Here is a 20,476-nt window from a genome sequence, read left to right as displayed (position 1 = left end):
CGCGACGAGCGCGGCACGGTGAGTGCCGCGCTTGTTATTTGACTCCTTGCAATCACGAATGGCGATGACGCTCTCGGGTTGCGGAACCATGCCTCAGTGCCAAGGTTAGGCTGGCGGCGCGAAAGCTCGCTTTGCCGTTCCGCGCCGCTCAATCCCGAGAAAGGTGTGCACCGTGGATGCTCAAACCCGGGAGCGTGGGGCGCGCGCGGAGCAGCCGTTGCCGCCCCGGACCGAGGAAGCTCCGAAGCACTCTCCGGATCAGGGGAGTGAAGCCAAAGGTCAGTCGACGGAACAGTCGGGCAAGCCGGCGAATTCGCCATCGCTGCGCGAGCGGCTCCGCGCGCACTGGCTGGTTGCCACTGTCGGCACGATCGTGTTGATCGCCGCACTCGTCGGCGGTCTGCTCTACTGGCTTGACGTGCGTCACTATGAGTCGACGGACGACGCCTTCGTGGCCGCGCGCAGCTTTTCCGTGGCCTCCAAGGTCGGTGGTTACGTGACCGATATCCCGGTCACGGACAACCAGCACGTCAATGCGGGCGATCTGCTGGCCAAGATCGACGAGCGCGATTACCGCATCGCAGTCGACCAGGCCACGGCGCAGGTTGCGGCCTCTAGGGCCAACATCGCCAATGTCGAAGCGCAGATCGATTCGCAGCAAGAGCAGATCAAGCAGGCTCAGGCGCAGCTCGAACAGGCCCAGGCCCAGCTCCAGTTCTCGCAGGAAGAGTTCAAGCGCGCGGAAGATCTGGTCGAGAAGGGCGCCGGCACGGTGCAACGCCAGCAGCAGACTCGCTCCGATCTTCAGGCGCAGCAGGCCAATACCGAACGTGCCAAGACCGCGGTGACGGCCGCGCAGCTCGGGATCAAAACGCTGCAAGCCCAGCTCGAAGGCGCCAAGGCGCAGCTCGAGCAGTCGCAGGCGCAGCTCGATCAGGCCAAGCTGAATTTGCAATACACCAGCGTCGTCGCGGCGCAGTCCGGCCGCGTGGTCAAGCTCTCGGGCACCAGAGGCACCTTCGTCACGGCGGGCCAAAGCCTGATGATGTTCGTTCCCGACCAGGTCTGGATCGTCGCAAACTACAAGGAGACCCAGCTCAACGACATGCGGCCCGGCCAGCCGGTCGAGATCCGCATCGACGCCTATCCGGGCCGCAAGCTGGCCGGTCGTGTCGACTCCGTGCAGCCCGGTTCGGGCACCGCGTTCAGTCTGCTGCCTGCGGAGAACGCCACCGGCAACTACGTCAAGGTGGTGCAGCGCGTGCCTGTGAAGATCATGGTCGACAACTGGCCGGCCGATCTGCCCGTCGGTCCCGGCATGTCGGTCGTGCCCTGGACCAGGGTGCGATGAGCGACGTCGCGCAAGGTGGCGCGTCCGGCTGGTCACCGGAGCGCTCGGCGGCCGGCGGGCACAATCCCTACCTGATCGCTTTCGTGGTCTCGATCGCGACCTTCATGGAGGTGCTCGACACCACCATCGCCAACGTCGCGCTGCGGCACATAGCCGGCGGGCTTGCGGTGGGCATCGACGAGAGCACCTACGTCATCACCAGCTATCTCGTCGCCAATGCCATCGTGCTGTCGATCTCTGGCTGGCTCTCGACCGTTATCGGGCGCAAGCGCTTCTACATGATATGCGTGGCGACGTTCTCGGTTGCCTCGCTTCTGTGCGGCTTCGCCTGGAATTTGCAGTCGCTGGTGCTGTTCCGCATCCTGCAGGGCCTCGGCGGCGGCGGCATGGCCACCAGCGAGCAGGCGATCCTCGCCGACTCCTTCCCGCCGCACAAACGCGGCCAGGCTTTTGCCATCTACGGCGTCGCCGTGGTGGTTGCGCCGGTGATCGGCCCGACGCTCGGCGGCTGGATCACCGACACCTATAGCTGGCACTGGGTGTTTCTGATCAACGTGCCGATGGGGCTGCTCTCCCTGTTCCTGGTCGGCACGCTGATCAAGGAGCCGTCGGGGGCGGAGGCGGAGAGGGAGAAGCTGCTGAGCAAGGGTCTGCGCGTCGACTATATCGGCTTCCTGCTCGTCGCGATCGGGCTCGGCTCGCTCGAGTTCGTGCTCGACGAAGGCCAGCGCAACGACTGGTTCGGATCGACCATGATCGTCGTCTTCGCGCTGCTCGCCGTCGTCTGCCTGCTCGCGCTGATTCCGTGGGAGCTGACGCGCGAGGATCCCATTGTCGACATTCGCCTGCTCGGTCGGCGCCAGTTCGGCGCCTGCTTTCTGGTGATGCTGGGAACCGGCGCGGTGCTGATCTCGACGACCCAGCTGCTGCCGCAACTGCTCCAGACCGAGCTGAACTACACGGCAATGCTGGCCGGCCTTGCCTTGTCACCCGGCGGCATCGCAACCCTGGTGCTGATGCCCGTGGTGGGCCGCCTCGTCAGTGTGGTGCAGCCGAAATACCTGATCATGTTCGGTGCCGCCATCGCCGCCTTCTCGATGTGGCATCTCACCGGCCTGACCGGCGACATCACCTATGGCTACGCGGCACTGTCGCGCATCTTCCTCGCGCTGGGGCTGCCGTTCCTGTTCCTGCCGGTGACGACTGCATCCTATGACGGCGTGCCGCCCGACAAGACCAACCAGGCCTCCGCGCTGATCAACGTCGCCCGCAACCTCGGCGGCTCCATGGGCGTCGCACTGGCGCAGACGATCTTGGCGCAGCGCCAGCAATTCCATCAGAGCCGCCTCGTCGAGCACGCCGCGCCGTCCGATCTCGGCTACCAGCAGACCATCGACGCCATGACGCGCTACTTCCAGGCGCAGGGCTCGAATGCGAGCGATGCGGCAGCGCAGGCGGTCGCATGGGTCGGCAAGACGCTACAGCAGCAGGTCGACCTGCTTGCCTATATCGATGTGTTCTGGACGCTCGCGATCGTCGCGGTGCTGATGATCCCCACGGCGGCAGTATTGCGCCCGATCGACTTGAGGGCGCCGGCAAGGGGGCATTGAGGCCCCCACTGTCGTCCTGGCGAAAGCCAGGACCCATACCGCGGAATCTATCGATGGCGCATGGTCTTCGTACCGAACACCCGGTCTTCGCCAAAGTTCTCCCTGGGGTAATGGGTCCTGGCTTTCGCCAGGACGACATCGAGAGTTCACCCCACCGCTTCCCTCTGCCCCGGACCCGCATGCACATGAACCTGCTTGGCATGCAGTACCTCGCCGCATTCCGAGCACACCATCACGGGGTCGAACAGCTTGCCGCAATTCTTGTGCTCATGCAGCAGGGGGCGGCCGCGCTCGTCGCCCATGTGGGTGTCGCCCCAATGCACCATGGCCATGATGATCGGGTAGAGGTCGAGGCCTTTCTGGGTGAGGATGTATTCGTAGCGCTTGGGCGCCTCGGAATAGGGGACGCGGCGCAGGATGCCGAAGCGGACCAGCTTCTTCAGCCGCTCCGAGAGCAGGTGTCGTGTGATCTGGAGCGAGGACTGAAACGCCTCGAACCGGCGCACGCGCAAAAAGCATTCGCGGAGGATCAACAGAGTCCAGCGATCGCCGACCACCGCGATGGTGCGGGACAGCGAGCAGGGCTCCTCGTCCAGCGTATCCCACTTCATGATCCGGTCTCCGGCGCAGGGCTAGTCAGTCAGAAAAAGGAACTGACTTGAACGATCAGCGAAATTTCCAGATCAGGCTAGCATCCAGTTGGGAAATTTGACAGTTCTATTTTAGAACTATAGCCTCCTATCCAATCACACGCTCAGCGGAGGAGGCGACCTTGCCCAAGCGAAACGCGACAGCCGCCGTGATCGGGGCCGGCGATTTCATCGGCTCCGAGATCGCGAAAAAATTCGCCGCCGAAGGATTTTCGATCTTCGCCGGCCGCCGCAACGGCGACAAGTTGGCGCCGCTGGTGCAGGACGTCGAGGCGTCAGGCGGCGAGATCCACGCGCGCTCGCTCGATGCGCGCAAAGAGGATGAGGTCATCTCGTTCCTCGAGGACTCCGACAAGCACGCGCCACTTGAAGTGTGCATCTTCAACGTCGGGGCCAACGTCAATTTCCCGATCCTCGACACCACCGAGCGCGTGTTCCGGAAAGTGTGGGAGATGGCCTGCTATTCCGGCTTCCTCGCCGGGCGAGAGGCGGCGCGGCTGATGCTGCCGCGCGGCGGCGGCAACATCTTCTTCACCGGTGCGACGGCCTCTTTGCGCGGCGGCAGCGGCTTTGCCGCCTTCGCGAGCGCCAAGTTTGGCCTCCGCGCGGTGGCGCAGGCGATGGCGCGCGAGCTCGGGCCGAAGAACATTCACGTGGCCCATCTCATCATCGATTCCGGCGTCGACACCGAATGGGTGCGGCAGCGCCGGCTCGAGGCGCTCGGGCCGAACGCGCTCGACAATCCCGATCTCCTGATGCCGCCGGCGTCGGTCGCGGACGCGTATTGGCAGCTCTACCAGCAGCCGAAGAGCGCCTGGACCTTCGAGATGGAGATCAGGCCGTTCGGAGAGAAATGGTGACCGCGACGCAGAAGTCCGGCTAGACTGATCCCAATCCAAGCAAAATTCCGGGAGGAGCTTTACGTGAAGACCGCGATTACCGAACTGTTCGGCATCGAGCACCCCATCATCCAGGGCGGCATGCATTTCGTCGGCTTTGCCGAGCTGGCGGCCGCAGTCTCGAATGCCGGCGGGCTCGGTATCATCACGGGTCTCACACAGAAGACGCCGGAATTGCTGGCCACGGAGATCGCGCGCTGCCGCGATATGACCGACAAGCCGTTCGGCGTGAACCTCACCTTCTTGCCGACCTTCTCGGCGCCGCCTTATCCGGAATATATTGCGGCCATCGTCGAAGGCGGAATCAAGGCGGTGGAGACCGCGGGCCGCAGCCCCGAACAATACATGCCGGCGCTGAAAGCGGCCGGCATCAAGGTGATCCACAAATGCACGTCGGTCCGCCACTCGCTGAAGGCCGAACGCATCGGCTGCGACGCCGTCAGCGTCGACGGCTTCGAGTGCGGCGGCCATCCCGGCGAGGACGACATCCCCAACATGATCCTGCTGCCGCGCGCGGCGGAGGAATTGAAGATCCCGTTCGTCGCTTCGGGCGGCATGGCCGACGGACGCAGCCTCGTCGCGACGCTGTCGCTGGGCGCGGCCGGCATGAACATGGGCACGCGCTTTATCGCGACCAAGGAAGCCCCGGTGCATCAGAACGTGAAGAATGCGCTTGTCGCGGCCACCGAGCTCGACACGCGCCTGATCATGCGCGCTCTGCGCAACACCGAGCGCGTGCTGAAGAACGCCAATGTCGATCGCCTGCTCGAGATCGAGCGCGAGAAAGGCGCCAAGCTCACCATCGACGACATTCACGACCAGGTCGCGGGCGTCTATCCCAGGATCATGCTGGACGGGCAGATGGACGCGGGTGCCTGGAGCTGCGGCATGGTCGCCGGCCTCATCCACGACATCCCCTCCTGCAAGGAACTCATCGATCGCATCATGGACGAGGCGGAAACCATCATCCGAGGCCGCCTGATGGGGTTCCTGGATGGGACGGGTGCGACGCGAAAAGTCGCCTGACACCGTCAAACTTCTTAACCACGGCGGCAACCGGCCGCTGGAATTGCGCGCGACGCCTCCTAAATAGGGGTAAATTACCCCTTAATAATCAATTTCAGGAGGCGTCCGTGGTCCTGAAAAGCGTTCCTTTTGCGGTTGCCGTAGCCCTCGCCGTCGTTGCGTGGGGCGGCATCGCGCGCGCTGACGACTACAAGCCTGACGAATATCTCGGTCTCGATCTCTCCAAGGCCGTGCTGTCGCCGAAGCGGCTCGGGCCCGAGACGCAATTCGCACCGGTCGCGCTCGAGGCGAAGGGCGGCAACGAGGCGCAGGCGCGTGTCGAGCCGATGGACGTGCCGAAGAAGATCGCAGCCGAACGCGTGCATGCGCCCGAGCCGAAGGTCGCGCATACCAGGAGCACGCAGCCCCGTGGCGCCGCCCGCGCCAAGCTCGCGCATCGCCGCGGCAATCCGCTCGACGCCCAGGCGATGGACACGCGCATTCAGACTTGGCCGTGCCGTACCGGCGGCATCTGCAACTGGAAGCGGTAGGCGCGACAGCGCGCCCTCTTCACCTCGCCCCGCCTGCGGGGAGAGGTCGGATTGCATCGAAGATGCAATCCGGGTGAGGGGGACTCTCCGCGAGTCCAACTCTCACCGTCCGCGCGGCGACTCCCCCTCACCCCAACCCTCTCCCCGCAAGCGGGGCGAGGGAGCGCACCTGCACGCGGCTGCGCTATTCGCGCTCAATGCACCGTCATCCCCGCGTCGCAAAACCGTAGGCGCGGAGTCAAGAAACCGTAAGCTGGGAGTCAAGGAGCGCAGGCACCTTCCGTCGCGATTCGACGAAAGTCTCCTGAATGGCAACGCTCCGCGCCCCGCGCGCATGGACCCGGCGGCAATTCCTGGTCCGCTCGACTTCAAGCCTCGCCGTCGCCGCGCTCGGCACGCTCGCAACGCCCCGCATCAGCCGCGCCGCCGACCGCCCCCAGATCGCGGGCGGCATCCAGTCTGGCGACGTCTCGGATGGCTCTGCCGTGGTCTGGGCGCGCGCGGATCGGGCCGCACGGATGCATGTGGAGTGCTCGACCACAGAGAGCTTCAAGGCCATCATTGCGTCGGCCTCGCGCGACGCTCTGCCGGATGCAGATTTCACCTCAAAACTGCTGCTGGATGACCTGCCGCCCGGGCAGGACATCTTCTATCGCGTCCGCTTCGACGACATCGCCACCGGTATCGCCGGTGAAAGCCGCACCGGCCATTTCGGCACCGCGCCGGCCTCAGGCCGGTCGATCTCGTTCCTGTGGTCCGGCGACACCGCGGGGCAGGGCTGGGGCATCGACGTCGCGCGCGGTGGCTATCGCAGCTACCGCACCATGCTCGACAATCGCCCCGATTTCTTCATTCACTCCGGCGACCACATCTACGCCGACTGCACGATTCCTTCCGAGCAGAAGCTGCCGAACGGCCAGATCTGGCGCAACATCGTCACGGAGGAAAAGGCCGAGGTCGCGCACACGCTGGTGCAGTTCCGCGGCAATTACAAATACAACCACCTCGATGAGCACTTTCGCGCCTTCCACGCGCACGTGCCGATGTTCGCGCAGTGGGACGATCACGAGGTCACCAACGACTGGTCGCCGTCCGGCAGCTACGACGATGCGGGCTTCGAGGACGACGGCACGCCGCGCCTGGTCGCGAGCGCCCGCCGCGCATTTTTCGACTTCATGCCGATCCGCGACATCGGCGCGCGGCAGGGCCGGGTCTATCGCAAGATCGCCTACGGCCCGCTGCTCGACGTCTTCATGATCGACATGCGCAGCTATCGCGACGACAGCTGGAACAAGGGCGAGGATCGCCGCGGTTGGATTCTCGGCGCCGAGCAGCTCGCCTGGCTGAAGCGCGAGCTTGCCGCCTCACGCGCGACCTGGAAGGTGATCGCGGCCGATTTGCCGATCGGCCTGATCAGCCTCGACGCGGTCGCGCTCGGCGATGGTCCACCGGACCGGCGCGAGCACGAGATTGCCGATCTGCTCTCTTCCATCAAACGCGACGGCATCCGCAACATCGTCTGGCTCACCGCCGACATGCACTACACCGCCGCGCATTATTACGATCCCAACAAGGCGCAGTTTCAGGACTTCGAGCCGTTCTGGGAGTTCGTCTCCGGCCCGCTGCATGCCGGCACCTGGGGTCCGAGCGAGCTCGACAACACCTTTGGTCCTGTGGCGATGTACCAGAACGGCTGTAGCGCGGCGCAGGGCGAGAATCTCGCGCCGTGCTTCGGCCTGCAATTCTTCGGCCGTGTCGACATCGACGGCCGCAGCGGCGTGATGACCGTGACCCTGAAGGACGTCGACAATCGCGACCTCTGGTCGGTCGACATCGTGCCGCAGCCACAGGCGCGTCCGGCGGTGGTTGCGCAGCACTCCTGAGGTGCGCTAACCCGATCTTGATTGGCCGCCCCGCGTCGTCCGCGCTATGCTGGCCGTTCCCGCCACCTCTTTTCCATCACCGAAGAGTCTGCTCACGCGGTATCGCCGCGTGCATCCGGCGGGTTGAAATACGTCAGGAGCCTGTTCATGGATTATCTGAAGACACAGGGCATCAGCATGCCCAAGCTCGGCCTCGGTACCTTCCGCATGCAGGGCGATGCCTGCCGGGCGGCGGTCGAGAGCGCGCTCGCGATCGGCTATCGCCACATCGACACCGCCGAGATGTACGCCAACGAAGAGGCGATCGGCGCCGCGCTTGCCGCAGCCCGCCTGCCGCGCGCCGAGCTGCACGTCACGACAAAGGTCTGGCACGAGAACCTCAATCCCGACGCGATCCGCCGTGCCTTCGACGCCAGCCTGACGAAGCTGCGGCTCGATCATGTCGATCTCTATCTCGTGCACTGGCCGTCGAAATCCGCGAACTGGGGCGCGGTGTTCGAGACCTTGATGAAGCTGAAGGAGGAGGGACGCACGCGAGCGATCGGCGTTGCCAACTTCACCACCGCACTGCTCAAAACAGCGGTCGAGGACATCAAGGCGCCGATCGCCTGCAACCAGATCGAATATCACGCGATGCTCGATCAATCGAAGGTGCTGGCCTATCTCAAGCCCAAGTCGATCCCGCTGGTCGCCTATTGCCCGCTCGCGCAGGGGCGTATCGCGTCGGACCCGGTGCTGGCCGAGATCGGCGCCAAACACAATGCGACTGCGGCACAAGTCGCGCTGAAATGGCTGCTCGACCAGGACGGCGTCGCCGCGATCCCGAAGGCCTCGCGCCGCGAGAGCCAGCAGGCCAATCTCGATGCGCTGAAGATCACGCTCGACGCGGCCGACCGCAAGAAAATCGCGGCGCTGGCGAAGGACAGGCGCTGCGTCAATCCGGGTTTTGCGCCGGCGTGGGATTGATTCCGCCGAACGTTTCGAGCACGCAAAGAAATGGCCCCGTGAGGGGCCATTTCCACGTTTGCGTTGCGCATTAGTCCCAGTGGTGATGGCGATGGCTGCGCTTGATCACGACGACCCGATCGCCATGATGACGCCAGCCACGATGCCAGCCGTGGTCACGATGCATGCCGTATTCGGCACGTGCGGCGTACGGGCCGTGGTGATGACCACGCTTGATCACCACCGTCTCCGCGCTCGCCAGCGTCGGCGCTGCGATCGCGAGCACGCCAAGAGCGGCAACCACATAACCAAGCTTCTTCATGATGTCCTCCTCCAATCGAATGCCCATTTAAACTGCGCATTCGGGTGAACGTTCCGGAGGAATCGCAGGAGAATTCTGAACGGATGTTCAGACAGAGCACGGTTTGGAAAAGTGTGGAGCGGCTTTCCGAAAGATCATGCTCAAACGGAATGCTCAATCGCAGCGCTGCTGCGCGGGCGTCGGCACGCCCGTGGCGACGTATTTGCCGTCCCTGATCGTGTACTCGCCGCGCTCACTGCGATTGTAGATCGCGCGCAGGCTGCCGTCCTTGCCCAGCAGCAGCCCGAATTCGCGGGCCTGATGCAGCGAGGGGAAGTACACCATCACATTGAGCAGACCTTCGGCATTGACGGTGGCGGACACGACCTCGTTCTCGTCCCTGGCATCGCCGAAATTGCGCCGATACATCACCCGGCCGTCCGTCCGGATCTCGTAGGTCAGGAGCGCGCCTTTGTCGCGGTCTGGCCGGGCCGCGCAATCGACCGCCCATGAGCCGAGCAGGCCCCATTGCTCGACAGTCGCCGCAAGCGTATCCGCGCGCGCCAGGGGTATGAAAGCAACCCATAGCAATGCAGCCGTGGTCCAGCGGCTCAAACAACGCATCATGTCCCGAAAAGCCCCGCCTCGAAGAATTCCAAAGTTTAGCATCCCGGGCGCGGCCGTCCACGCCAGCTGCCGATCGCGCGCGAATTTGATCCGCGTCAATGAGGCCGGCCGTGGCGGGGGTAGGATGGCAGCTCCGAAGGCGAACGTGGATACACCAATGCTGAATCAAGTCATGGATTTTGCGGGCGAAGTGCTGCCGGGGAGCTGCGCCGTGCCGCCCTATTCGGAGACCGCGTTTCTGGCCGAGCTGGGCGATCGCCTGAGGTCCTCGCGCACCCGCTGCGACCTTTCGCGCCGTGAGCTGGCCCGCCGCTCCGGGATTTCCGAGCGCTACATCGCCCAGATCGAGGCCGGCAAGGGTAACGTCTCGATCGTCCTGCTGCTGCGGCTGGCCTCCGCGATCCACAGCAGCCAGCCACAGGCGGCCTGACGCTCCCTTCAGGCCCGCTTCTCTACATTGGCGCTGCGCGCCGGCACGCCGAACTCCCTGCGGCAGACCTCGGCCAGCACGGCGATGCCTTCGCGGATCTGCTGATGCGTGGGGCTTGCAAAGCAGAGCCTGAGGCGTGAGCTCGAATGGCTCTTGTTGGTCGACCATTCCGGTCCGGGATTGATCGAGACGCCGGCGGCCAGTGCAGCCTGATAGAGTTTGAGCGTATCGACCTGCTCGGGCAGCTTCACCCAGAGGAAGATGCCGCCCTTGGGCTCCTCGAACTCGGCGGCCGTGCCGAACTGCTCGTTCAGGGCTTCCATCAGCGTGTCGAGCTTGGTGCGCAGCGCCTTGGTCAGGGCCGGCACGTGGGTCGAGAAATGCGGCCTGCAATAGGCCGCCAGCACCATCTGCTCGAGCGCCCCCGAGCCGGCATCCGTCTTCAGTGACAGCATCCGCGACATCACACCCCAGGGTGCGACGATGAAACCGACGCGCAGCGCCGGCGCGATCGATTTCGAGAACGAGCCGATATGGATCACCCCGCCGTTCGGGCTCATCGCGTGGATCGCCGGCGGCCGCTGGCCCGACCAGACCAGGTCGGCATAGCAATCGTCCTCGAAGATCGGAACGCCGTATTCGGCCGCGAGCCGCACCAGCTCCGCGCGGCGGCTCTCCGGCATGATGCTGCCGGTCGGGTTCTGCACCGTCGGGATGGTGTAGATGTATTTCGGGCGGATGCCGCGGCTTTTCAGATCGGCCAGAGCCGTCGCCAGCGCGTCCATGCGCATGCCGTCGCTGTCGAGGGGAATGCCGACGACGTTGACGCCGAGCCGCGCCAGGCGTGTCAGCGAGCCCTGATAGCTGTCCTGCTCGAAGATCACGGTGTCGCCGCGCGTCAGCAGCGTGTTGTTGACGAGGTCGAGTGCCTGGAGTGATCCCGAGACGATCAGGAGATCGTCGACCGTGCAGTTGATGCCGGCATCGCGCTTCAGTTTTGTCACCAGGAATTCGCGCAAGGGAAGGTAGCCCTGCGGGCCGTGCGCCAGACCGTAAGTGGCGAGCGAGCGGCCTTCGCGCCGCAGCACCGTGTTGGTCGCCTCGATCAATTCGTCGAGCGGCACTTGCTCGGAATCATTGTTACCCCCGACAAAGCTGTATTTGGCAAGGCCCGTCCAGCGCGCAGTCGGGGCCGGCAGCCCTGCGGGAAACAGGGGGGCGAAATCGAAGCTGGACGTCATGGGAGCGTTCCTCGTCTTGTTTTTGTTGAGCCGGCCGGCGTTGCGCCGGCGGCCTTACGTCTTGCGGCCGTCCGGGGCGGACGGTCTTATTTCTTTCCAACCGTCCGGGTCGGACGGCCCTGGCTGATGAAAGCGTAATGCGCATTGGCGACGCCGCCAACCATCAAGGCCTCGACCGCCGGCTCGGCGATCTCGCCGGTTGAGGCCCAGTCGACGATGAAATTGGCGCCGGTGCCGCCGCGCACGTCGTCGGTCGGGATGAAGATCGAGACGGTGGCGAGGGGCCTCAAGGCCACCGGCGCCTTCAGATAGCTCTCGACCTGCTTGCCTGCGGTGTCGAAATAGGCGATGCGTTTGAGCACCAGGGCTTGCGTCTCGGAGGCGTTGTGGACGCTCAATGTCACCGAGAAATCGACGCGCAGCTTGCCCTGGCTCATCGCAACGCTGGAATAGGCCGGCACGTAGAACCCGCCGGAGACGGCGAGTTCCTCCTTCGGCAGCGCAGTGAGCGAATCGGCAAAACTCTGCTCGATATTGACCTTGGGTTGCGCCGCGGCCGGCAAGACGGACGCGAATGGACCCAGCAGGGCTATCAACCAGAGCACGAACCGCATGTGACGAATTGCTCGCTTGCCGCGCTGCACTCGGTCACTAGGGTGCGGCAAAACGGACCAATTTGGCATGCATGAGCTTATTCGCGACATCACTCTCTGTATCCTGTTTGCCTGGATGCTGGGCCTGCTGGCCCATTTCTCGCGGCAACCACTGATCCTGGCCTACCTTATCGCTGGCTTCTGCATAGGTCCATTCGGTGCTGGCTGGGTCAAGTCGCAGGAATCGATCAGCGTCATCTCCGAGCTCGGCCTGATCTTCATGCTCTTCATGATCGGCCTGGAGATCGACCTGAAGAAGATCGTGCGGGCGGGAAAGGTGATCCTGTTCGCGGCGGGAGGCCAGCTCCTCGGCGGCTGCCTGCTCGGCGTGCTGTTCTTCATCGGCATCGGCCTGTCGCTTGGTGGCGGGCATTTCGACGCGATCTATCTCTGCGTCGCCTGCGCGCTGTCGAGCACGGTCATCATCGTCAAGGTGCTCTACGAGAAGCGCGAGCTCGACACGCTGCCGGGGCGAATCACGCTCGGCGTGCTGGTGCTCCAGGACATCTTCGCGATCCTGTTCCTGGCGGTGCAGCCGAGCCTTGCCAATCTGGAAGTCACCGTCATCCTGCTGTCGATCGGCCGCGTCGCGGTGCTGGTCGCCGCCGCCCTGCTGATCAGCCGTTATGTGCTGCCGCGCCTGTTCCATCAGATCGCCCGCCGTCCCGAGCTGATCCTGCTGGGTGCGCTGGCCTGGTGCTTCCTCGTGGCCGAGACCGCCGAGCGGCTGTCGCTGTCGCGCGAGATGGGCGCCCTGATTGCCGGCGTCTCGCTTTCGACCTTTCCTTACGCGCTCGACGTCACCGCCAAGGTCACCACGCTGCGGGACTTCTTCATCACGCTGTTCTTCGTTGCGCTCGGCATGACCATTCCGGTGCCCGGCCTCTCGGTGATCGGTATGGCGCTGATGATCGCGGCGTTCACGGTGGTGAGCCGGCTCGTCACCACCTTTACGCCGCTCTACCTGATGAAGCAGGGGCTGCGCGCGAGCCTGCTGCCGGCGCTCAACCTCGCCCAGATCTCCGAATTCTCGCTGGTGGTGATCCAGACCGGCGTCTCCGACCACCATATCGCAGCCGAGACGGCGAACGCGGCCTCCTTCGCCTTCGTGGTGCTGGCTGTGCTCTCAACCTTCGTGATGACCCGCAGTGACGAGATCACCCGCTGGGCGATCGGCCCGTTGAAGCGGATCGGCCTGCGCGATCTCGATCACGGCAACGGCCACGCCGAGGAGAGCCACGAGGCCGGGCATGGCGAGGCCCGCCGCATCGTCATCCTCGGCTTTTTCCGCGCGGCGAGCGCGCTGCTGGCGGAGATCGAGCGGCAGGCGCCGGTGCTGCTGGAGCAGATCACGGTGGTTGATTTCAACCCCAATGTGTACCAGACGCTGCTGTCACGCGGCCTGCACGTGATCTATGGCGACATCAGCAGCGCCGACACGCTGCTCCATGCCGGCGTCGGCAAGTCCGAGATGATCATCCTCAGCGTGCCGGACGCGCTTCTGAAGGGCGCCAGCAACGAGAAGCTGGTCCGTCACGTCCGCACTCTCAATCCGACTGCCATGATCGTTGCCACGGCCGACCTGTTGTCCGATGTGGGCGAGCTCTATGCGGCCGGCGCCAGCTACGTCACCGTGACCCGGCTCAGCGATGCTCATGAGCTGTTTACCGTGATCGAGGCCGCCCAGGCCGGCCTGCTCGCCGACAAGCGCGCCGAGCTCGATCTGCGGCTCGGCGAGCGGCGCGAGGTGCTGCCCTGACGGCGCCCGGCCGTCTTCCGTCCGGGCTTGGTGCGCCTATATCCCTGGTATCTTCGGTGCAAGCCTGAGGCTCGCGGGCCGGCCCGCCGTCAGGCATATGCGGTTGCGTCCAGGACACTAGCGCTTGGAGCCAAGTCCGGCTAAGGCGTCCGGCAAGCCTCCGGCCCCATAACCGATAGAGATTGGGACATGCCCGATACCGTCCAGGAAGTCTTGCAGGCCTTTGCCAGGGGCGAGCTCGTCGTCGTCACCGACGACGAGGACCGCGAGGGCGAGGGCGATCTGATCGTCGCCGCCTCGCTCTGCACGGCCGAGAAGATGGCGTTCATCATCCGCCATACCTCCGGCATCGTCTGCGCCCCCGTGACCACCGAGGACGCCCGCCGCCTGCGGCTCGATCCGATGGTCGCCCACAACGATTCCGCGCACACCACAGCGTTCACGGTCTCGATCGACTACAAGCCCGACGGCGGCACCGGCATCTCGGCCGAGGAGCGCGCCTCGTGCTGCCGGGCGCTCGCCAATCCCAATGTCGGCGCGCATGACTTCGCCCGGCCGGGCCACATCTTCCCGCTGATCGCCAAGGATGGCGGCGTGCTGCTGCGCTCCGGCCATACCGAGGCCGCCGTCGATCTCTGCAAGCTCTCCGGCCTGCCGCCGGTCGGCGTCATCAGCGAGCTGATGAACGACGACGGCAGCGTCATGAAGGGCGAGCAGGTCGCGCAGTTCGCCGCCAGGCACAAGCTCAGGCACGTCACCATCGCGGACATGATCGCCTACCGCCAGGCGCGCGAAAAGCTGATCGAGCGGGTCTCGACCTTCGTCATCGACAGCCCGATCGGCCCCTTGCAGGGTTATGCCTACCGTTCGCCGTTCGATTCCATCGCCCACGTCGCCTTCGTCTACAACGGCGTCGGCGACGGCAAGAACGTGCTGACGCGCTTCCACAAGCCGAACATCGTCAAGGACACCTTCACCGGCCACAAGCGCATGGCCGCCGTGCTCGAGCATTTCAAGAAGACCGGCCGCGGCGTGCTGGTCTATTTGCGCGACGGCGCCGCCGGTGTGCCCGTGTCCCCGCTTCCGGACGAGACCTCGACCGAGGCGGACCGCAACCGCCAGTGGCGCGAAATCGGCGTCGGCGCGCAGATCCTGCGCGATCTCGGCGTCACCTCGATCCGGCATCTCACCTCATCGGTCCACGACTACAAGGGCCTGTCGGGCTTCGGCATCGAGATCGTCGCCAACGAGCAGCTCGAGACCTGACACGCCGTTTCCGGGTCCGCAGCGTTGCGTGACCCGGAATGACGAAGCAAGGATGCAATTGCACTTGTTGCCGCGGCGCTTTAATTTGTCGGGCAATTTCTAGACGGAACCAGACGCGAAAGGACGTTTCATGAGCGTGCGCCCTCAGGCCAAGGACAAGCCGGCTGCGGCTTCTTTCCAGTGGGACGATCCGTTCCTGCTCGACGAGCAACTGACCGAAGACGAGCGCATGGTGCGCGACACCGCGCGCGCCTACGCTCAGGACAAGCTGCTGCCCCGCGTCTCCAAGGCCTATCTGGAAGAGACGACGGACCGCGAGATCTTCAACGAGATGGGCGAGCTTGGCCTGATCGGCATCACGCTGCCCGAGGAATATGGCTGCGCCAATGCGAGCTACGTCGCCTACGGGCTCGTCGCGCGCGAGATCGAGCGGGTCGATTCCGGCTACCGCTCGATGAACTCGGTGCAGTCCTCGCTGGTGATGTACCCGATCTACGCCTATGGCGACGAGAACCAGCGCAAGAAGTATCTGCCGAAGCTCGCCAGCGGCGAGTGGGTCGGCTGCTTCGGCCTGACCGAGCCGGACGCCGGCTCCGATCCGGCCGGCATGAAGACCCGCGCCGAGAAGGTCTCGGACGGCTATCGCCTGACCGGCAGCAAGATGTGGATCTCGAATGCGCCGATCGCCGACGTGTTCGTGGTCTGGGCCAAGTCGGCGGCGCACGACAACCAGATCCGCGGTTTCGTGCTGGAGAAGGGCATGAAGGGCCTCTCCGCGCCGAAGATCGGCGGCAAGCTCTCGCTTCGCGCCTCCATCACCGGCGAGGTCGTGATGGACGGGGTCGTGGTTCCCGAAGATGCGCTGCTGCCCAACGTCTCCGGCCTGAAAGGCCCGTTCGGCTGCCTCAACCGCGCCCGTTACGGCATCTCCTGGGGCGCGCTCGGCGCGGCCGAGGACTGCATGCATCGCGCCCGCCAGTACACGCTCGACCGCAAGCAGTTCGGCAAGCCGCTGGCGGCGACCCAGCTGGTGCAGAAGAAGCTCGCCGACATGGAGACCGAAATCGCGCTCGGCCTGCAGGGTTCGCTTCGCGTCGGCCGCCTGATGGACGAGGGCAAGTTCGCGCCCGAGATGATCTCGATCATGAAGCGCAACAATTGCGGCAAGGCGCTCGACATCGCCCGCGTCGCGCGCGACATGCATGGCGGCAACGGCATCTCGATCGAGTACCACGTGATGCGCCATGTCCATAACCTCGAGACGGTCAACACCTACGAGGGCACCCACGACGTCCACGCCCTGATCCTGGGACGCGCCATCACGGGCATCCAGGCGTTCTTCTGAGCCCGCGCTCTTCGGCTGTGGCTAGTTTGCTCCCCTGTCATCGCCCGCGAAGGCGGGCGATCCAGTATCCCAGAGACCTCGCCTTCGCCACAGACGCCGCGACGTACTGGATACCCCGCCTTCGCGAGGTATGACGAAGAGTGTGGCGGTACGTACAGGAAGTCTCATGTCCGACAACGACGACGTCCCGTTCAACCGGAACTTTCCACTTCAGCCTGGCGTCGTCGAGGAAGTCCGTCCCGGCGTGCGGCGCGTGCTCTGTAACAATCCGAGCCCCTTCACCTTCACCGGCACAGTCAGCTACATCGTCGGCACCGGCAACGTCGCGATCATCGATCCCGGCCCTGATGATGCGGCGCATGCGGCCGCGCTGCTCGATGCCGTGCGCGGCGAGACGGTGAGCCACATCTTCGTCACCCACACCCATCGCGACCATTCACCGAACACTGCGCGGATCAAGCAGGCGACCGGCGCGCCGGTCTATGCCGAAGGCCCGCACCGCGCCTCGCGCCCGCGCTTCGAGAGCGAGAAGCACAATCCGGAATCCGGCGTCGATCGCGATTTCGCGCCCGACATCAGGATCGCGCATGGCGATGTGGTTGAGGGTGCCGGCTGGCGCCTCGAGGCGGTGGCGACGCCCGGCCACACCGCCAACCACCTCGCCTTCGCCTGGCCGGAGCGGAAATTCAATTTCGTCGGCGACCATGTGATGGGCTGGTCGACCTCGATCGTGGCGCCGCCCGACGGCTCGATGATCGACTACATGGACTCGCTCGACCGTCTCGCCGCGCGCGAGGAGGATCTCTATTTCTCCGGCCACGGCCCCGAGATCCCCGACGGCCCGCGCTTCGTGCGTTTCCTGATCCGCCACCGCAAGGCGCGCGAGGCCTCGATCCTGCACCGCCTCGCCAAGGGCGAAGCCGATATCCCGACCATGGTGCGCGCGATCTATATCGGCATCGATCCGAGGCTGACGACGGCCGCCGGCTATTCCGTGCTGGCGCATCTGGAAGATCTCGTCGCCCGCGGTGTGGTGGCAACCGACGGCGATCCCGTGATCACCGGGACGTACCGGATGGCGGGCGCCTAGCCCTCGTTATTCCGGGGCGCGCACCAGCGCGAACCCGGAATCCACGGGCCGCAGTGTTGGTGGATGAATGGATTCTCTGATGCGCAAATGCGCATCATAGTTCGATGCTGCGCATCACCCCGGAATGACACCAGGGCTATTTCTTCACCGTCTTCGCCGGGGCCTTCGGCGGCGCGACCGGGGTCTTCTTCACCGGCTTGAGCGCGTCCGCATCGGCGGCGGTGTTGAGATCCTCGATGAATTTTTTCACGCGTGCGGCATTGCTGCCGAGATCGCTATCGAAATAGCGCGAGGCGGAGCGGATATCGACGCGGGAATCCTCGCCGTCGGGCACGACCCTGATGGAAATGTCCTCGCGCAAGCCCATGATGGGCGTGCGGGCCACCGCCTCGATGCGACCCATGCGGCGCGGCGGCTGCGGCGCGCGCTCGTCGATGACGAGCCATTTGCGCTTGTTGACCAGCTGCAGCGCGATCGCATAGGCGCGATCGACCGGGATCTCGAGCTCGATCGGCTCGATATCAGGATAAAAATGGCGCTGCTGCTCGGCCGAATAGAGGCCGGCATAGACGGCCGTATTGGCGCCGTCACCGGCGCGCAGCCGCGCCAAAGCGTCGAAGCGGGGCGGGTCGATCGGGTCGGTGGTGATGTCGTGGATCGCCGGCAGCTTGCGGTATTGCAGGGCGAGATAGGCGGGGTAGGCGAGGATCGCGCCATCGATCAGGAACGCGAGCAGGATGCGCGCCATGCCGCGCGAGCCGTTCTGCCAGATCGCGGCGAAGCCCGCGAGCCCGAACAGGATCGAGAGCCCGGCGATCGCGAGGCCCCCGAAGAAGGTGACGAGCGCCGGCTTCGGCTCCAGGAAGCCGAAGCGGACGACGAGGATCGACACCAGGACGGCCACCACCGCGAACACAGCGAGATTTCGCGCCCAGCTGGCGAGGCTGGACACGGGCTCCGTCTGGTAGGGAGCGGAAAACCTGCGGGCCATCGGGTGAAGCTCTGCCGGGGTCTTGGAGGCGGTGCCGGCCGATCTGGCGCGACGATGGGCCGTTGAGACCACGGCCCGGCGGCAAATTCAAGGGAGACCGGACTGTTACGGCCCGTCATTCCGGGCGCCCGAAGGGCGAACCCGGAATCTCGAGATTCCGGGTCTGGTCCTTCGGACCATCCCGGAATGACGGTGCGTGGTGCTTCGCCCGGCTACGCCGCCGCGTTCGGGAAGCGGTAATCCTTGAACTGGTCGCGCAGCGCCGTCTTCAGGATCTTGCCGGTCGCGGTATGCGGGATGCCGTCGACGAAGGCGACGTCGTCCGGCATCCACCATTTGGCGATCTTGCCGTCCATGAATTTCAGGATGTCCTCGCGGCTCGCCTGCTGGCCCTGCTTGAGCTGCACGATCAGGAGCGGCCGCTCGTCCCATTTGGGGTGGAACACGCCGATCACGGCGGCTTCCGCCACGGCCGGATGGCCGACCGCGAGGTTTTCGAGGTCGATCGAGGAGATCCACTCGCCGCCGGACTTGATCACGTCCTTGGAACGGTCGGTGATCCGCATATAGCCGTCCTCGTCGATGGTCGAGACGTCGCCGGTGTCGAAGAAGCCTTCCTCGTCGAGGATGTTGGCGTCGACGCGGTAATAGGCCTTGGCGACGGCGGGCCCGGAGACCTTGAGGCGGCCGAAAGTCTTGCCGTCCCAGGGCAGCTCCTTGCCGGCATCGTCGGTGATCTTCATCTGCACGGCGAAGGGGGCATAGCCCTGCATCTGCAGGACGTCGAGCTTGGCATCGCCGGTTGCGTTCTGGAACGGCGGCTTCAGCGCCGCGACGCTGCCGATCGGGCTCATCTCGGTCATGCCCCAGGCGTGGCGGACGCTCGAGCCCATGTCGAGGAAGGCCTTGATCATCGAGCGCGGCATCGCCGAGCCGCCGCAGATCACCATCTTCAGCTCCGGCAGCTTCAGATTATTGGCGGCCATGTGCTGGAGCAGCATCAGCCACACCGTGGGCACGCCGGCGGTGTGCGTCACCTTCTCGGTCGAGAGCAGCTCGTACACCGAGGCGCCGTCGAGCTTGGCGCCGGGCATCACCAGCTTGGTGCCCTGCGAGGGCGCCGAGAACGCGATGCCCCAGCTGTTGGCGTGGAACAGCGGCACCACCGGCAGCATCGTCTCGGAGGCGCTGGTGCCGAGCGCGTCGACATTGTTGGCCATCAGCGCGTGCAGCACGTTGGAGCGATGCGAGTACAGCACGCCCTTCGGGTCGCCCGTGGTGCCCGACGTGTAGCACATCGCGGCCGCCGTGTTCTCGTCAAAGTCCTTCCATTTGAATTTGCCGTCGGCCTGCGCAATCCAGTCCTCGTAGGCCACCGCATTCTTCAGCGTGGTCTGCGGCATATGCGCCTTGTCCGTGAGCACGATGTAGCGCTCCACGCTTGGCAGCTTGTCGGCGATCTTCTCCAGGATCGGAACGAAGGTGATGTCGGTCATCACGATGCGGTCCTGCGCATGGTTGATGATCCAGGCGATCTGCTCGGGGAAAAGGCGGGGATTGACGGTATGGCAGATGGCGCCGATGCCCATGATGCCGTACCACACCTCGAGATGGCGCCAGGTGTTCCAGGCGATCGTAGCGACGCGGTCGCCGAGCTTGATGCCGTCGCGCTCCAGCATCTGGGAGACCTTGAGCGCGCGCTTGTGGATCTCGGCATAGTTGGTGCGGTGGATCGGTCCCTCGACCGATCGCGTGACCACCTCCTGCTTGCCATGAATCCTGGCGGCGTGTTCGATGATCCGGTGGCAGAGCAGGGGCCAGTCTTGCATCAAACCAAGCATTCCGACGTTCCTCCGAGAAGTCGCTGGGCGCGTTTTTG

General features: G+C 64.9%; 19 protein-coding genes. 12 read left to right on the top strand and 7 right to left on the bottom strand.

The features are described 5' to 3' along the window. Window positions 1–172: 172 nt before the first annotated feature. Both N2603_RS33370 and N2603_RS33365 read left to right on the top strand, forming a co-directional pair. Window positions 173–1,351, top strand: coding sequence for an HlyD family secretion protein (locus N2603_RS33370; RefSeq protein WP_260385471.1), 1,179 nt, complete (start codon window positions 173–175; stop codon window positions 1,349–1,351). Beyond that, complete coding sequence (locus N2603_RS33365) at window positions 1,348–2,961, top strand: DHA2 family efflux MFS transporter permease subunit (RefSeq protein WP_260385470.1); 1,614 nt, start codon at window positions 1,348–1,350, stop codon at window positions 2,959–2,961. Before N2603_RS33370 ends, N2603_RS33365 begins: the two co-directional genes overlap by 4 nt. A 146-nt stretch (window positions 2,962–3,107) precedes the next feature. Here N2603_RS33365 and N2603_RS33360 read toward each other — a convergent pair whose 3' ends face one another. After that, window positions 3,108–3,572: a winged helix-turn-helix transcriptional regulator gene (locus N2603_RS33360; protein WP_018648696.1), complete on the bottom strand. Its 465-nt coding sequence runs from the start codon at window positions 3,570–3,572 to the stop codon at window positions 3,108–3,110. Between the two features lie 161 nt (window positions 3,573–3,733). On the opposite strand from N2603_RS33360, the gene N2603_RS33355 reads away from it, so the two are divergent. From N2603_RS33355 to N2603_RS33335, 5 genes are all read left to right on the top strand, one after another. Beyond that, window positions 3,734–4,471, top strand: a complete 738-nt coding sequence (locus N2603_RS33355) for an SDR family oxidoreductase (protein WP_260385469.1) — start codon at window positions 3,734–3,736, stop codon at window positions 4,469–4,471. A gap of 63 nt (window positions 4,472–4,534) precedes the next feature. Then, window positions 4,535–5,536, top strand: coding sequence for an NAD(P)H-dependent flavin oxidoreductase (locus N2603_RS33350; protein WP_260385468.1), 1,002 nt, complete (start codon window positions 4,535–4,537; stop codon window positions 5,534–5,536). Window positions 5,537–5,643: 107 nt separating this feature from the next. After that, window positions 5,644–6,066 carry a hypothetical protein gene (locus N2603_RS33345; RefSeq protein ID WP_260385467.1) on the top strand — a complete coding sequence of 141 codons (423 nt, stop codon included), beginning with the start codon at window positions 5,644–5,646 and terminating at the stop codon, window positions 6,064–6,066. A gap of 308 nt (window positions 6,067–6,374) precedes the next feature. Next, entirely contained in the window at window positions 6,375–7,949 is a 1,575-nt protein-coding gene (locus N2603_RS33340) for an alkaline phosphatase D family protein (RefSeq protein WP_260385466.1), read from the top strand. 147 nt (window positions 7,950–8,096) lie between these two features. Further along, window positions 8,097–8,915: an aldo/keto reductase gene (locus N2603_RS33335; protein ID WP_260385465.1), complete on the top strand. Its 819-nt coding sequence runs from the start codon at window positions 8,097–8,099 to the stop codon at window positions 8,913–8,915. Between the two features lie 70 nt (window positions 8,916–8,985). Here N2603_RS33335 and N2603_RS33330 read toward each other — a convergent pair whose 3' ends face one another. After that, entirely contained in the window at window positions 8,986–9,216 is a 231-nt protein-coding gene (locus N2603_RS33330; RefSeq protein WP_026312958.1) for a hypothetical protein, read from the bottom strand. A gap of 153 nt (window positions 9,217–9,369) precedes the next feature. Beyond that, window positions 9,370–9,822: a hypothetical protein gene (locus tag N2603_RS33325; protein ID WP_260385464.1), complete on the bottom strand. Its 453-nt coding sequence runs from the start codon at window positions 9,820–9,822 to the stop codon at window positions 9,370–9,372. Window positions 9,823–9,979: 157 nt separating this feature from the next. Between N2603_RS33325 and N2603_RS33320 the strand changes: the two genes are divergently transcribed. After that, a complete protein-coding gene (locus N2603_RS33320; RefSeq protein WP_018648688.1) occupies window positions 9,980–10,252 on the top strand; it encodes a helix-turn-helix domain-containing protein in 273 nt (90 codons plus the stop codon). A gap of 8 nt (window positions 10,253–10,260) precedes the next feature. Here the strand turns inward: N2603_RS33320 and N2603_RS33315 are convergent, their stop codons facing one another. Next, the gene (locus tag N2603_RS33315; RefSeq protein WP_260385463.1) at window positions 10,261–11,493 is read right to left on the bottom strand and encodes an aminotransferase-like domain-containing protein; all 1,233 of its coding nucleotides are present in this window, start codon (window positions 11,491–11,493) and stop codon (window positions 10,261–10,263) included. 86 nt (window positions 11,494–11,579) lie between these two features. Further along, a complete protein-coding gene (locus N2603_RS33310) occupies window positions 11,580–12,107 on the bottom strand; it encodes a DUF3124 domain-containing protein (protein ID WP_018648686.1) in 528 nt (175 codons plus the stop codon). 67 nt (window positions 12,108–12,174) lie between these two features. Here N2603_RS33310 and N2603_RS33305 point away from each other — a divergent pair, with 67 nt between their 5' ends. The 4 genes from N2603_RS33305 (at window position 12,175) to N2603_RS33290 (ending at window position 17,606) form a co-directional block, all read left to right on the top strand. Then, the gene (locus N2603_RS33305; RefSeq protein WP_260385462.1) at window positions 12,175–13,905 is read left to right on the top strand and encodes a cation:proton antiporter; all 1,731 of its coding nucleotides are present in this window, start codon (window positions 12,175–12,177) and stop codon (window positions 13,903–13,905) included. A 189-nt stretch (window positions 13,906–14,094) separates the two neighbouring features. Continuing rightward, complete coding sequence (gene ribB, locus N2603_RS33300; protein WP_018648684.1) at window positions 14,095–15,171, top strand: 3,4-dihydroxy-2-butanone-4-phosphate synthase; 1,077 nt, start codon at window positions 14,095–14,097, stop codon at window positions 15,169–15,171. Window positions 15,172–15,301: 130 nt separating this feature from the next. Beyond that, on the top strand, window positions 15,302–16,516 hold the full coding sequence (locus N2603_RS33295) for an acyl-CoA dehydrogenase (RefSeq protein ID WP_018648683.1): 1,215 nt from the start codon (window positions 15,302–15,304) through the stop codon (window positions 16,514–16,516). Between the two features lie 166 nt (window positions 16,517–16,682). Beyond that, window positions 16,683–17,606: an MBL fold metallo-hydrolase gene (locus tag N2603_RS33290; protein ID WP_260385461.1), complete on the top strand. Its 924-nt coding sequence runs from the start codon at window positions 16,683–16,685 to the stop codon at window positions 17,604–17,606. A 136-nt stretch (window positions 17,607–17,742) separates the two neighbouring features. Here the strand turns inward: N2603_RS33290 and N2603_RS33285 are convergent, their stop codons facing one another. Beyond that, the gene (locus N2603_RS33285; RefSeq protein WP_260385460.1) at window positions 17,743–18,597 is read right to left on the bottom strand and encodes a DUF1499 domain-containing protein; all 855 of its coding nucleotides are present in this window, start codon (window positions 18,595–18,597) and stop codon (window positions 17,743–17,745) included. 212 nt (window positions 18,598–18,809) lie between these two features. Next, on the bottom strand, window positions 18,810–20,438 hold the full coding sequence (locus N2603_RS33280) for a fatty-acid--CoA ligase (RefSeq protein ID WP_260385459.1): 1,629 nt from the start codon (window positions 20,436–20,438) through the stop codon (window positions 18,810–18,812). Window positions 20,439–20,476 lie beyond the last annotated feature (38 nt).

Origin of the sequence: Bradyrhizobium huanghuaihaiense, assembly GCF_025200885.1 — a bacterium.
GTDB lineage: Bacteria > Pseudomonadota > Alphaproteobacteria > Rhizobiales > Xanthobacteraceae > Bradyrhizobium > Bradyrhizobium huanghuaihaiense.
This window is presented reverse-complemented; position numbering and strand designations above follow the sequence as displayed.

Excerpts from the sequence above, each read along its gene's own strand:
- N2603_RS33365 (WP_260385470.1), top strand. The coding sequence starts at position 1,348 with ATGAGCGACGTCGCGCAAGGTGGCGCGTCCGGCTGGTCACCGGAGCGC.
- N2603_RS33360 (WP_018648696.1), bottom strand. The coding sequence starts at position 3,572 with ATGAAGTGGGATACGCTGGACGAGGAGCCCTGCTCGCTGTCCCGCACC.
- N2603_RS33340 (WP_260385466.1), top strand. The coding sequence starts at position 6,375 with ATGGCAACGCTCCGCGCCCCGCGCGCATGGACCCGGCGGCAATTCCTG.
- N2603_RS33335 (WP_260385465.1), top strand. The coding sequence starts at position 8,097 with ATGGATTATCTGAAGACACAGGGCATCAGCATGCCCAAGCTCGGCCTC.
- N2603_RS33330 (WP_026312958.1), bottom strand. The coding sequence starts at position 9,216 with ATGAAGAAGCTTGGTTATGTGGTTGCCGCTCTTGGCGTGCTCGCGATC.
- N2603_RS33325 (WP_260385464.1), bottom strand. The coding sequence starts at position 9,822 with ATGATGCGTTGTTTGAGCCGCTGGACCACGGCTGCATTGCTATGGGTT.
- N2603_RS33320 (WP_018648688.1), top strand. The coding sequence starts at position 9,980 with ATGCTGAATCAAGTCATGGATTTTGCGGGCGAAGTGCTGCCGGGGAGC.
- N2603_RS33315 (WP_260385463.1), bottom strand. The coding sequence starts at position 11,493 with ATGACGTCCAGCTTCGATTTCGCCCCCCTGTTTCCCGCAGGGCTGCCG.
- N2603_RS33310 (WP_018648686.1), bottom strand. The coding sequence starts at position 12,107 with ATGCGGTTCGTGCTCTGGTTGATAGCCCTGCTGGGTCCATTCGCGTCC.
- N2603_RS33305 (WP_260385462.1), top strand. The coding sequence starts at position 12,175 with ATGCATGAGCTTATTCGCGACATCACTCTCTGTATCCTGTTTGCCTGG.
- ribB (WP_018648684.1), top strand. The coding sequence starts at position 14,095 with ATGCCCGATACCGTCCAGGAAGTCTTGCAGGCCTTTGCCAGGGGCGAG.
- N2603_RS33295 (WP_018648683.1), top strand. The coding sequence starts at position 15,302 with ATGAGCGTGCGCCCTCAGGCCAAGGACAAGCCGGCTGCGGCTTCTTTC.
- N2603_RS33290 (WP_260385461.1), top strand. The coding sequence starts at position 16,683 with ATGTCCGACAACGACGACGTCCCGTTCAACCGGAACTTTCCACTTCAG.
- N2603_RS33285 (WP_260385460.1), bottom strand. The coding sequence starts at position 18,597 with ATGGCCCGCAGGTTTTCCGCTCCCTACCAGACGGAGCCCGTGTCCAGC.
- N2603_RS33280 (WP_260385459.1), bottom strand. The coding sequence starts at position 20,438 with ATGCTTGGTTTGATGCAAGACTGGCCCCTGCTCTGCCACCGGATCATC.